Origin of the sequence: Streptomyces sp. NPDC015532, from assembly GCF_043078065.1 — a bacterium.
Classification (GTDB): Bacteria; Actinomycetota; Actinomycetes; order Streptomycetales; family Streptomycetaceae; genus Streptomyces.
Window position 1 is genome coordinate 1144756 of the sequence record NZ_JBIBSY010000001.1, and the last position, 11880, is coordinate 1156635.

The window sequence follows — 11880 nt, forward strand, 5'->3', positions numbered from 1 at the left end:
TTCTTGATGCGCCACTTGCGTTTCCGCGTTTTCTTCGACATGCCCTTCGTGCTTAACCGAGGAAGAGGCATCCGTCGAGGGGCCGCGCGGGCCCTCGCTTTCGAGGGGTCCTGGACGGCAGGACGGCTGCCGGCGTCGGCAGGCTCGTCGAGCGGCGGGTCACGTCCGTCCGACGGGCGCGGACACCGCCTCCGTGAGCTTCGCGAGGTCGGCGGGGGAGAGCTCGACCTCCAGGCCGCGGCGGCCCGCCGAGACACAGATCGTGTCGTGCCCGGAGGCCGAGGAGTCCAGGACGGTGCGGAGCCTCTTGCGCTGGCCGAGGGGCGAGATGCCGCCGCGGACGTAGCCCGTCGTGCGCTCGGCCGCCGCCGGGTCGGCCATCACCGCCCGCTTGCCGCCCACCGCCGTGGCGAGGGCCTTGAGGTCGAGCGAGCCCGCCACCGGGACGACCGCGACCACGAGCACGCCGTCCACGTCCGCCACCAGGGTCTTGAAGACCCGCTCCGGCGACACGCCCATCGCCTCGGCCGCCTCGTCGCCGTACGACGGGTGGGAGGGGTCGTGCTCGTAGGCGTGGACGGTGAACGGGACGCCCGCCTCCGTCAGCGCCACCGTGGCGGGGGTGCCGCCGGACTGCTTCTTCGCCTTCTTGGCCATCGACCTTCTCGCAAGCGTCAGTTCAGGCTCGTCGGGCCGCGCGTCAGTTCCGACGCGGGCAACGACGGCAGATTACGGATGATCGCCGTCTCGGCGCGCAGCACTCTCAGCTCCTCGCGCAGCCGGGAGGCCGTGTCGGGGGCCTGGAGCAGCCGCTGTCTGGCCGGGACGTCCAGCATCACGGCGGCGGCGACGAGGTAGGAGACGACCGCCGGTTCGTCCGGCAGGTCCGCGCCGGTCGACAGCGAACGCTCGCGCGCACCGGCCAGCCGCTTCTGGTACTGCCGGAAGGCGCGCAGCACCCCCTCGGCCAGTGCTCCGGCCTCGTCGCCCGGGTCCTCCGGGAGTTCCTCCAGCTCGGCCGTCAGGAACGCCCCGGAGGCGTCCACCGACAGCAGCCGGACCCGGGTCGTGCCGGTCGCCAGCACCTCGAAGCTGCCGTCGGCGCGTTCCCGGATGGTCGCCGCGTCCGCGACGCAGCCCACCTCGTGGAAGGCCGCGAGCGGATCGTCCCCGAACCCGGCGGCGGGCCCGCGGGCGGGTACGGCGGTCCCGTCGGGCATGCCGGGAGCGCTGGGCGAGACCTCATGGCCGTCGCGGATGGCGACGACGGCGAATCGGCGGGATTCGTCCTCGGGCGTCTTGAGCAGATCGCGCATCATGGCGCGATAGCGCTCCTCGAACACGTTCAGAGGAAGCACGAGCCCGGGGAACAGCACCGAGTTCAGGGGGAAGAGCGGGAGCCGGACGGTGGTCACGACGGGAAAGCCTAATGCTCGACGGAGCGGACGAGTCCGCCGTACCCGATCCGTGGGACCCGGCCGGGGGCGCGATCCCGCAGCGGAAGCCCCGAGGCCACCTCCAGACGGACACCGTCGCGCAGCTCCAGATACTGGCCGAGCGGGTCGTCGGAGACCCGGGCCCAGGGGAACGAGGTCACGTACGGGCCGATGAGGCGGAGCTGCTCCAGGGCGTCCTGCCAGCGCTCCAGCCGGACCAGCACGTAGGCCAGCAGGTTCCGCACCTCGGCGGGCCACGGGTCGGCGGCGGCGTAGGAGGCGGAGACCGAGATCGCGAGGTCGGCCGCGGCGTCCAGGCGCTCGCGCGGCACCTCGGGTCCGCCGCCCTCGGTCAGATAGGCGAAGGCGGCGCGCACCGGCAGCGCCTGGACCAGGGAGCCCGGCAGGGCGTCCTGCGCGGCGGGCTCGGCGAAGTCGAAGCACTCGCTGTGCGAGCCGTACCAGGCGGCGGAGAGGTACTGGAGCGCGGCCACGTGACAGCCGTAGTGGTGCGGGGAGCGCCGGACGGCCTGGGCCCAGAGCCGCTCGAACCCGGTGTGCCCGACGTTGGTTCCGCGGGCGTGGTCGAGCGCGATCCGCCACGGCACCGGGTCGCGCGCGTCGCCCTCCGCGGCGGACATGATCAGCGGGCCGACCTCGCGCAGCAGTTCCACCCGCGCGGGCGACTCCCAGCCGCGGCGGACGGCCAGTTCGGCCTTGACGAGCAGGGCGTCCGGGTCGTGCGGGGCGTCGGCCTGCCACCGCCTGAGCCATTCGTCGCGGGAGCGCGCGAAGGCGGCGAGGCGTACGGCGTACCGGTCGCGGTTCTCCCACTCGGCGGACTCGCGGGTGGCGGTCAGCAGCCCGGCCGCGGGGGCGTAATCGCCCTGGGCCGCCGCGACGAGCGCGGGTCCCAGCCGGTGGTCGGGGGCGTCGAGCAGCACGTCCTCGTCGGCCGGCAGTCCGGCGGCGAGGCGTGAGGTGTGCCGTGCCATCCGGGCGGTACGGAGGAGCGCGCTCAGCAGTGCCATGGTGTCGACCATTGAAAACCGCAGGTCGGAGCTGTGCCAGAGGTGATCGGTGACGCTTTCGTAAAGCCAATTGGTTGTGCGCTACATGGTCAAGGACGGGCAAAAGCGTGTTTGCTTCCCGTGCGACGCCATGAACACCCGTGCGACAGCCGTGCGACGGCCCAGGGACGGTCACGGGTGGCCGTGCGACGACCGCGAGACGGCACCGAGCGGCCGTGCGATGGCCGTGGACAGCCGTTCGGCAGCCGTTCGACGGTCATGTGCACCCATGCGACGGCCAGGGACGGCCAGGGACGGCCAGGGACGGCCACGGGCGGCCACCGCGATGCCTGCTCGATGCCTGCGCGAGCTCTGTGCGGCGGCGGGCGTCAGCCGCGGCGCAGGAGCCGGGTGGCGCCGGCGGCCACCGTCGTCGCCAGGATCCAGCCGAGCAGGACCACCACCGCGGCCAGCCACTGCCAGCCGCCGCGCAGCTGCCAGAAGCCGGTCTGGCCCAGGTCGATGACCGGCAGCAGCAGATCCAGGGCGTAGAGCGAGGCGTTCCACGCGGGGTGCCCGTCGGTGTTGACCGGCCGGTGATCGGCGTGCGCGAAGGCGACCGACGTCGCCGCCCACAGCACCGCCATCCACAGGGCGGCGCGCCCGGGACGGTATCCGTAGGCGACCGTCCAGTCCTGCGCGTACCCCCAGAGCTTGGCGGCCAGCGGCAGGGTCTCGCGGCGGCGGCGCTGCTTGGCGAGCAGCACCTCACGGGCGTCCTCGTCCTCACCGGAGTCGCGCAGCACGGCCGCGAGGCGCTCGTACGGCTCCGGGGCGTACTCGGCGGTGGCCGCCGCCACCCACTCCAGGCGCCGGGTCAGCGGGAAGGCGCCCTGCGGGACCAGGTTCTCGTACGTGAAGCCGCCCATGTGCAGGCTGCCGGGGTCCGGCCAGCTCGACGCCCGGTCGACCAGGTTGACGATCCGTGCGCCGGACAGCACGACCTTGCCGCGTTCGGGCCGCTCGCCGAGGAAGCGCAGCTCGGGCGTCTGCACCCGCAGCAGCGACAGCTCCTGGTCGTCGTCGAAGGTGAAGCGGGCCCGGTCGAAGTCGACCGCGTCCCCGAAGCGCCCGTCGTCCAGACGGATCCCGCCCTGGCACTCGAACCGCTGCACCAGGGTGCCGCGCGCCGGTGTGGTGCCGCTGGTCATCAGCGGATTGCCGAGGCCGGCGGGGGTCATGTAGAGCGTGCGGTTGACGGTGAGCTGGGGGGCGTTGAGGGCGAGCCGGGTGTACGGGTTGCTGAGTCTGCTGCCGCGCAGGCTCAGCGACACGCCGACGGTCGCGCCGCGCAGACTGAGTTCGCCGTGCGACTCCAGCATCTCGGCCTGGAGGTCCTGGCCGACGGTCATGCCGTCGCCGGTGATCGATCGCCCGCGCCGGTCCCGGTAGACCACCGCCTGGTTGAGCAGCAGATCCGTGCCGATGTGCGCGTCCGTCAGCCGCACCCCGTTGTGGAAGCGGCAGCGCGGCAGATGCAGATCGCCCTCGGTGTGCAGCCGGGCCGCCTCCAGCCGGGGCACCGCGCAGTCCACCAGCCGCAGCGTCGTGAACCGGGACTCCGGCAGCAGCACCTCCTTCTCGAACCGGCACCCCTTCAGCTCCAGGTACGGCACCACCGAGGCGCCCGCGAGGTCCAGCACCCCGGTGATCCGTACGCCCGTCAGCTTCAGCGAGGCGACCCGGCCCTGGAGGGCGGGCGGCCCGTCGAGCAGCAGCCAGGCCACTATCCGGGCCCGGACACTGCGCTCGGGCCCCCAGGGACGGCCGCCGTGCGGATCGTCGACGGCCGTGTCCCCGCTGCGCAGGTCGTACACACTGCCGTTGCGGAAGGCCTGCCACATCCCCGCCTCGGCGGCGGTCAGCTCGTCCGGCAGATCCCCGGTGCGCAGGCCGGCACCATCGGTCACGGCACGTCACTTCCTCCCCTGCTACTCGCGGGTTCGTACGGTGCTGCAATGCCCGCTCAGTGACGGCGCGAACGCTCCTGGTGAAGGGGATCTTCCAGGGGAACCGAAGGTGGCCTGTATCAGCCTCTGATACAGGCGTCCGGCGCCCTGCCGCGGTCTGAGAGAATTGAGTCCGTGCTGCAAAGTTTCCCGATCGCCCGAATCGATCTGCGCGGCGACGCCCTCCCCGAGGGCCCCGCCCTGCGCGACCTGCTGCCCCGAGCCGACTTCGACGTCTCGGCCGCCCTGGAGAAGGTGCGACCGATCTGCGAGGCCGTGCATCATCGGGGCGACGCGGCGCTGATCGACTACGCGGAGAAGTTCGACGGAGTACGGCTGGAGTCCGTACGCGTCCCGGCCCAGGCCCTCGCCGACGCCCTGGAACAGCTCGACCCCGCCGTGCGCGCGGCCCTGGAGGAGTCGATCCGCCGGACCCGTCTCGTCCACCGCGCACAGCGCCGTACGACGCACACCACCCAGGTCGTGCCCGGCGGCTCGGTCACCGAGAAGTGGGTGCCGGTCGGCCGGGTCGGGCTGTACGCGCCCGGTGGCCGGTCGGTGTACCCGTCGTCCGTGATCATGAACGTGGTCCCGGCGCAGGAAGCCGGCGTCGGGTCCATCGCGCTCGCCTCCCCGGCCCAGTCCGCGTTCGGCGGCCTGCCGCACCCGACGATCCTCGCCGCCTGCGCCCTGCTCGGCGTCGACGAGGTGTACGCGGCCGGCGGCGCCACGGCCGTCGCCATGTTCGCGTACGGCACCGAGTCCTGCCCGTCCGCCGACATGGTCACCGGCCCCGGCAACATCTGGGTCGCCGCGGCCAAGCGCTACTTCACCGGCCGGATCGGCATCGACGCCGAGGCCGGCCCGACCGAGATCGCGGTCCTCGCGGACCACACCGCCGACCCCGCGCACATCGCCGCCGACCTGATCAGCCAGGCCGAGCACGACCCGCTCGCCGCCGCCGTCCTGGTCACGGACTCGCCCGACCTCGCGGACGCCGTGGAGAAGGAACTGGAGCCGCAGATCGCGGCCACCAAGCACATCGAGGACCGGATCGTCCCGGCCCTGAGCGGCAGGCAGTCCGCGATCGTCCTCGTCGACGGCGTCGACGAGGGCCTCAGGGTCGTCGACGCCTACGGCGCCGAGCACCTGGAGATCCAGACCGCGGACGCGGCGGCGGTCGCCGACCGGGTCAGGAACGCCGGAGCGATCTTCGTCGGCCCCTGGGCCCCGGTCTCGCTCGGCGACTACGCGGCGGGCTCCAACCACGTCCTGCCCACCGGCGGCTGCGCCTGCCACTCCTCGGGCCTGTCCGTCCAGTCCTTCCTGCGCGGCATCCACATCGTCGACTACACGAAGGACGCGCTCGCCGACGTCGCCCATCACGTGGTGACGCTGGCGGAGGCGGAGGATCTGCCCGCGCACGGCGCGGCGATCAAGGCGAGGTTCGGCTGGAAGGTACCCGAAGGCAAGTGACCGGCATCGACGATCTCCCCGTACGGGACGAACTGCGCGGCAAGACCCCCTACGGCGCGCCCCAGCTCGACGTCCCCGTACGCCTGAACACCAACGAGAACCCCTACCCGCTGCCCGAGCCGCTCGTCGAGCGGATCACCGAGCGGGTCCGCGAGGCCGCCCGCGGCCTCAACCGCTACCCCGACCGGGACGCGGTGGAGCTGCGCACCGAGCTGGCCGCCTATCTGACGAAGACCGGCAAGCACCCGGTGGGCACCGAGAACGTCTGGGCCGCCAACGGCTCGAACGAGGTCATCCAGCAGCTGCTCCAGACCTTCGGCGGACCCGGCCGCAGCGCGATCGGCTTCGAGCCGTCGTACTCGATGCACGCGCTCATCGCGCGGGGCACGGGCACGGCCTGGATCTCGGGGCCGCGCAACGAGGACTTCACCATCGACCTCGTCGCCGCCGAGCGGGCGATCGCCGAGAACCGGCCCGACGTCGTCTTCGTCACGACCCCGAACAACCCCACGGGCAACGCGGTCCCGCCCGAGACGGTCCTGGCGCTCTACGAGGCCGCCCAGGCGGCGAAGCCGTCGATGGTCGTGATCGACGAGGCGTACATCGAGTTCAGCCACGGCGACTCGCTGCTGCCGCTGCTGGAAGGACGGCCGAATCTCGTCGTCTCCCGGACGATGTCGAAGGCCTTCGGCGCGGCCGGACTGCGCCTCGGCTACCTCGCCGCCCACCCGGCGGTCGTGGACGCCGTCCAGCTCGTCCGGCTGCCGTACCACCTGTCGGCCATCACCCAGGCGACCGCGCTGGCCGCCCTGGAACACACCGACACCCTGCTCGGGTACGTGGAGCAGCTGAAGGCCGAACGGGACCGGCTGGTCACCGAACTGCGCGCGATGGGCTGCGAGGTGACCGAGTCGGACGCGAACTTCGTGCAGTTCGGACGGTTCGCCGACACCCACGCGGCCTGGCGCGCGATCCTCGACCAGGGCGTCCTGGTCCGGGACAACGGCGTACCGGGGTGGCTGCGGGTCTCCGCCGGAACCCCGAAGGAAAACGACGCGTTCCTCGACGCGGTACGTGAACTACTGGGCTCTGTGGGGGACGACCCCACATCCCCGAAGGAGCAGAGCGCATGAACCGCGTAGGACGCGTGGAGCGGGTGACGAAGGAGACGTCGGTCCTCGTCGAGATCGATCTCGACGGTTCCGGCAAGGTCGACGTGGCCACCGGCGTCGGCTTCTACGACCACATGCTCGACCAGCTCGGCCGGCACGGTCTGTTCGACCTGACCGTGAAGACCGAGGGCGACCTGCACATCGACTCGCACCACACCATCGAGGACACCGCCCTCGCCCTCGGCGCCGCCTTCAAGCAGGCGCTCGGTGACAAGGTGGGCATCTACCGCTTCGGCAACTGCACCGTCCCGCTGGACGAGTCGCTCGCCCAGGTCACCGTCGACCTGTCCGGCCGCCCCTACCTCGTGCACACCGAGCCCGAGAAGATGGCGCCGATGATCGGCGAGTACGACACGACGATGACCCGGCACATCCTGGAGTCCTTCGTCGCCCAGGCCCAGATCGCCCTGCACGTGCACGTCCCCTACGGACGCAACGCGCACCACATCGTGGAGTGCCAGTTCAAGGCGCTGGCCCGGGCCCTGCGTTACGCCTCCGAGCGCGACCCGCGCGCAGCCGGCATCCTCCCCTCCACTAAGGGCGCACTGTGACAGGCCTTTCCAGCATTCTCATCGTCGTCGGTCTCTTCCTCGCCGGAGGAATCTACTCCTTCGTCAAGCAGGGCATGCCCAGGAGCCTCGTGGTCCTGCTGTCCATCGGTGCCGCGATGTGCCTCGTCGCGGGCGTCATGAGGCTGGAGGTGTGGAGTTGAGCGCGTCCAGGAAGGTCGTCGTCTTCGACTACGGCTTCGGGAACGTACGCTCCGCCGAGCGCGCCCTCGCCCGCGCGGGCGCAGAGGTCGAGATCACCCGCGACTTCGACACCGCGATGAACGCGGACGGGCTGCTGGTTCCGGGCGTCGGCGCCTTCGCCGCCTGTATGCGGGGCCTCAAGGAGGCGCGAGGCGACTGGATCATCGGCCGCCGGCTGTCCGGCGGGCGCCCCGTCATGGGCATCTGCGTCGGCATGCAGATCCTGTTCACCCGCGGCATCGAGCACGGCGTGGAGACCGAGGGTCTCGACGAGTGGCCGGGCACGGTCGGACCGCTGGAGGCCGACGTCGTGCCCCACATGGGCTGGAACACCGTCGACACCCCGGAGGGCTCGCAGGCCTTCGCCGGCCTCGACGCCGACGCGCGGTTCTACTTCGTCCACTCCTACGCCGTCCACGACTGGTCGCTGGAAGTCGGCAACCCGCTGATGCGCGCACCCCTGGTGACCTGGTCCACGCACGGCAAGCCCTTCGTGGCGGCCGTCGAGAACGGCGCCCTGTGGGCCACCCAGTTCCACCCCGAGAAGTCCGGCGACGCCGGAGCCCAGCTCCTCACCAACTGGATCGGAACACTGTGAGCAAGCTCGAACTCCTCCCCGCCGTCGACGTCCGCGACGGCCAGGCCGTGCGTCTCGTGCACGGCGAGTCCGGGACCGAGACCTCCTACGGCTCCCCGCTGGAGGCCGCGCTGGCCTGGCAGAGCGCCGGCGCCGAGTGGCTGCACCTCGTCGACCTGGACGCCGCGTTCGGCACCGGCGACAACCGGGAGCTGATCTCCGAGGTCACCAAGGCCATGGACATCAAGGTCGAGCTGTCCGGCGGCATCCGCGACGACGTCACCCTCGCCGCCGCGCTCGCCACCGGCTGCACCCGGGTGAACCTCGGCACCGCGGCCCTGGAGACCCCCGAGTGGGTCGCCAAGGTCATCGCCGAGCACGGCGACAGGATCGCGGTCGGCCTCGACGTCCGCGGCACGACCCTGCGCGGCCGCGGCTGGACCCGCGACGGCGGCGACCTCTACGAGACGCTGGCGCGCCTGGACTCCGAGGGCTGCGCCCGCTACGTGGTGACGGACATCGCCAAGGACGGCACGCTCCAGGGCCCGAACCTGGAACTGCTGCGCAACGTGTGCGCGGTGACCGACCGCCCGGTGGTGGCCTCCGGCGGGGTGTCGTCGCTGGACGACCTGCGCGCCATCGCCGAACTCGTGCCGCTCGGCGTCGAGGGCTCGATCGTGGGCAAGGCCCTGTACGCGAAGGCGTTCACCCTGGAAGAGGCGCTGGCGGCGGTAGCCCGGTGAGCGCCGTACGCCGCCTTTCGACCGGCGCCCCCTCGGAGGAGGCCTTCGGGTACTCCCGCGCGGTGGAGCTGCCGAACGGCCTGGTGCTGGTGTCCGGCTGCACCTCGGTGGTCGACGGCGATGTCGTCGAGGGTGACCCGTACGAGCAGACGGTCAACGCCTTCGGCGCCGCGTTCGCGGCCCTGGAGCAGCTCGGTCTGGGCCGCGAGGATGTTGTCCGCACACATATGCACATCACCCACGCCCGGGACGTCGAGGATGTTGGCCGCGCCCACAAGGCGCTGTTCGACGGCATCCGCCCCGCCGCGTCCATGATCATCGTCGAGGGTCTGGTGGACCCGCGTCTGGTGGTCGAGGTCGAGGTGGAGGCGTTCCGTTCGGACGGGGACCGTACGGAACGGTCCGGCGAGGACCACGGAGTACGGTCCGGCGAGGACACCACAGAGCGGGGAGAAGCGCGGTCATGACGCTGGCGGTCCGAGTGATTCCCTGCCTGGACGTGGACAACGGCCGGGTGGTCAAGGGCGTCAACTTCCAGAACCTGCGCGACGCGGGCGACCCCGTCGAGATGGCCAAGGTGTACGACGCCGAGGGCGCCGACGAGCTCACGTTCCTGGACATCACCGCGTCCTCGGGCAACCGTGAGACCACGTACGACGTGGTGCGTCGCACGGCCGAGCAGGTCTTCATCCCGCTGACGGTCGGCGGCGGTGTCCGTACCGCCGAGGACGTCGACAAGCTGCTGCGGGCCGGTGCCGACAAGGTCGGTGTCAACACGGCAGCCATCGCCCGTCCCGACCTCATCCGGGAGATCGCGGAGCGGTTCGGGCGGCAGGTGCTCGTGCTGTCGGTGGACGCGCGCAGGACCGGGAGCGGTTCCTTCGAGGTGACCACCCACGGCGGCCGCCAGGGCACCGGCATCGACGCCGTCGAGTGGGCCCACCGGGCCGCCGAGCTGGGCGCGGGCGAGATCCTGCTCAACTCGATGGACGCCGACGGCACGAAGGACGGCTACGACATCGAGATGATCGAGGCCGTACGCAAGCACGTCACCGTTCCGCTGATCGCCAGCGGCGGCGCGGGCCGGCTCGACCACTTCCCGCCGGCCATCGGGGCGGGCGCCGACGCGGTGCTGGCCGCGTCCGTCTTCCACTTCGGCGACCTGCGGATCGGCGAGGTCAAGGAGACCCTGCGCGAGGCGGGGCACCCCGTCCGCTAGGCAGTACCACCCCGGCGGCCTCCACCGCCGGGTCACGGTCTCCGTCACGGCCCGTACCCGGGCAGCCTTCGCTGCCGGGTACGGGCCGTTCGCCGTTTCCGCGGCCGGCGTGGGGCCCTCGCGGTCGGGTTCCGGGAGGCGGGCTCGCGGGAAACGGGTGCCTGCCGCCGGACCCTGACGCCTCGCTCCGGTGGGGGAGCCGCGCAGGGGCACGGTGGGTCACGGCCGGTGATTCTGCCGATGTACGGGCCGGATCCGGGGCGGACAGTTACCACCGCAACCAACCGAGACGGACCCCCGCCGTTTCGAGGCGTGCGCCCTTTGGTGCCCCATGCCAGGGCGGCGCCCCGGCCGCGGCGCGGGTCCGTCCTCCCTCACCGAGAGGACGCATCCACCGTGCAGCAGCCGAACCGCGCACTCCCCGCCGCACCCGTCGGACCCGAATCGTCCCCCCGCCGACCGCACCGGCTCACCGGCCGTCTGGCGCGGGCCGGACTCGCGGTGCTCCTGGCCGCGGGCGGCCTCGTCGCCGCGCAGGCCACCGGGGCGCAGGCCGTCGCCGGAGCACAGGCCGTCTCGGCGCAGGCCGCCGCGAACCCGTACGAGCGCGGCCCCGCCCCCTCGAACGCCAGTATCGAGGCCTCCCGTGGTTCGTACGCCGTCTCCACCACCACCGTCTCCTCCCTGTCCGTGAGCGGCTTCGGCGGCGGCACCGTCTACTACCCGACCTCGACCAGCGACGGCACCTTCGGAGCGGTCGTCATCTCACCCGGGTACACCGCCTACCAGTCGTCCATCTCCTGGCTCGGGCCCCGGCTCGCCTCCCAGGGCTTCGTGGTGTTCACCATCGACACCAACACCACCCTCGACCAGCCCGACAGCCGAGGCCGGCAGCTGCTGGCCGCGCTCGACTACCTGACGCAGAGCAGTTCCGTGCGGACCAGGATCGACAGCAGCCGGCTCGGCGTGATGGGCCACTCGATGGGCGGCGGCGGCACGCTGGAGGCCGCGAAGAGCCGTCCCTCGCTCCAGGCGGCGATCCCGCTCACCGGCTGGAACCTGGACACCACCTGGCCGGAGATCAAGACGCCGACCCTGATCGTGGGCGCCGACGGCGACACGATCGCGCCGGTGGCCACGCACTCCAAGCCCTTCTACGCGAGCCTGCCGAGCACGCTCGACAAGGCGTACCTGGAACTCAGGGGCGCCACCCACTTCACGCCCAACAGCTCGAACACCACGATCGCGAAGTACAGCATTTCGTGGCTGAAGCGGTTCATCGACAATGACACCCGCTACGAGCAGTTCCTGTGCCCGCTGCCGCAGGCGTCCCTGACGATCGCCGAGTACCGGGGCAACTGCCCGCACACCTCCTGACCCGTCCCGGCCCGCCCCGGGGGGGGCCCGGGGCGGAGGGCGGCCCGGCGCGGGGGGGGGGGGGGGCCGCGCCCCCGGCGCGGCGGCGCCGGGGGGGGGGCGCGGCCGC

At 72.1% G+C, this 11880-nt stretch carries 13 protein-coding genes; 9 read left to right on the forward strand and 4 right to left on the reverse strand.

All coding sequences use genetic code 11. The annotated features are described in order from the left end of the window. Window positions 1-159: 159 nt before the first annotated feature. The 4 genes from ybaK to ACF07B_RS04860 all read right to left on the reverse strand — a co-directional run bounded on the left by ybaK (window position 160) and on the right by ACF07B_RS04860 (window position 4416). Window positions 160-657 (reverse strand): Cys-tRNA(Pro) deacylase, encoded by a 498-nt coding sequence (ybaK, locus tag ACF07B_RS04845; RefSeq protein ID WP_392177734.1) that lies wholly within the window; start codon window positions 655-657, stop codon window positions 160-162. Between the two features lie 17 nt (window positions 658-674). Continuing rightward, complete coding sequence (locus ACF07B_RS04850; RefSeq protein ID WP_392177735.1) at window positions 675-1415, reverse strand: LON peptidase substrate-binding domain-containing protein; 741 nt, start codon at window positions 1413-1415, stop codon at window positions 675-677. An 11-nt stretch (window positions 1416-1426) separates the two neighbouring features. Beyond that, entirely contained in the window at window positions 1427-2467 is a 1041-nt protein-coding gene (locus tag ACF07B_RS04855) for a hypothetical protein (RefSeq protein ID WP_392177736.1), read from the reverse strand. 368 nt (window positions 2468-2835) lie between these two features. Next, window positions 2836-4416, reverse strand: a complete 1581-nt coding sequence (locus ACF07B_RS04860; RefSeq protein ID WP_392177737.1) for an oxidoreductase — start codon at window positions 4414-4416, stop codon at window positions 2836-2838. 192 nt (window positions 4417-4608) lie between these two features. On the opposite strand from ACF07B_RS04860, the gene hisD reads away from it, so the two are divergent. The 9 genes from hisD to ACF07B_RS04905 all read left to right on the forward strand — a co-directional run bounded on the left by hisD (window position 4609) and on the right by ACF07B_RS04905 (window position 11771). Beyond that, a complete protein-coding gene (gene hisD / locus ACF07B_RS04865; RefSeq protein WP_362402026.1) occupies window positions 4609-5931 on the forward strand; it encodes a histidinol dehydrogenase in 1323 nt (440 codons plus the stop codon). Next, the gene (locus tag ACF07B_RS04870) at window positions 5928-7064 is read left to right on the forward strand and encodes a histidinol-phosphate transaminase (protein WP_392177738.1); all 1137 of its coding nucleotides are present in this window, start codon (window positions 5928-5930) and stop codon (window positions 7062-7064) included. Before hisD ends, ACF07B_RS04870 begins: the two co-directional genes overlap by 4 nt. After that, window positions 7061-7654 carry an imidazoleglycerol-phosphate dehydratase HisB gene (hisB, locus tag ACF07B_RS04875; protein WP_266757720.1) on the forward strand — a complete coding sequence of 198 codons (594 nt, stop codon included), beginning with the start codon at window positions 7061-7063 and terminating at the stop codon, window positions 7652-7654. The genes ACF07B_RS04870 and hisB overlap by 4 nt, the downstream gene beginning before the upstream one ends. After that, window positions 7651-7815 (forward strand): hypothetical protein, encoded by a 165-nt coding sequence (locus tag ACF07B_RS04880; RefSeq protein ID WP_369485582.1) that lies wholly within the window; start codon window positions 7651-7653, stop codon window positions 7813-7815. Before hisB ends, ACF07B_RS04880 begins: the two co-directional genes overlap by 4 nt. After that, window positions 7806-8453: an imidazole glycerol phosphate synthase subunit HisH gene (gene hisH / locus ACF07B_RS04885; protein ID WP_392177739.1), complete on the forward strand. Its 648-nt coding sequence runs from the start codon at window positions 7806-7808 to the stop codon at window positions 8451-8453. Before ACF07B_RS04880 ends, hisH begins: the two co-directional genes overlap by 10 nt. After that, on the forward strand, window positions 8450-9175 hold the full coding sequence (priA, locus tag ACF07B_RS04890; protein ID WP_362401819.1) for a bifunctional 1-(5-phosphoribosyl)-5-((5-phosphoribosylamino)methylideneamino)imidazole-4-carboxamide isomerase/phosphoribosylanthranilate isomerase PriA: 726 nt from the start codon (window positions 8450-8452) through the stop codon (window positions 9173-9175). The genes hisH and priA overlap by 4 nt, the downstream gene beginning before the upstream one ends. Further along, window positions 9172-9642: a RidA family protein gene (locus tag ACF07B_RS04895; RefSeq protein ID WP_384238425.1), complete on the forward strand. Its 471-nt coding sequence runs from the start codon at window positions 9172-9174 to the stop codon at window positions 9640-9642. Before priA ends, ACF07B_RS04895 begins: the two co-directional genes overlap by 4 nt. Beyond that, window positions 9639-10394 carry an imidazole glycerol phosphate synthase subunit HisF gene (hisF, locus tag ACF07B_RS04900; RefSeq protein ID WP_362401816.1) on the forward strand — a complete coding sequence of 252 codons (756 nt, stop codon included), beginning with the start codon at window positions 9639-9641 and terminating at the stop codon, window positions 10392-10394. The genes ACF07B_RS04895 and hisF overlap by 4 nt, the downstream gene beginning before the upstream one ends. 396 nt (window positions 10395-10790) lie before the next feature. Then, complete coding sequence (locus tag ACF07B_RS04905) at window positions 10791-11771, forward strand: alpha/beta hydrolase family protein (RefSeq protein ID WP_392177740.1); 981 nt, start codon at window positions 10791-10793, stop codon at window positions 11769-11771. The last annotated feature ends 109 nt before the right edge of the window (window positions 11772-11880 follow it).

Coding starts and splice junctions, on each gene's coding strand:
- ybaK (WP_392177734.1), bottom strand. CDS start 657: ATGGCCAAGAAGGCGAAGAAGCAGTCCGGCGGCACCCCCGCCACGGTG.
- ACF07B_RS04855 (WP_392177736.1), bottom strand. CDS start 2,467: ATGGCACTGCTGAGCGCGCTCCTCCGTACCGCCCGGATGGCACGGCAC.
- hisB (WP_266757720.1), top strand. CDS start 7,061: ATGAACCGCGTAGGACGCGTGGAGCGGGTGACGAAGGAGACGTCGGTC.
- hisF (WP_362401816.1), top strand. CDS start 9,639: ATGACGCTGGCGGTCCGAGTGATTCCCTGCCTGGACGTGGACAACGGC.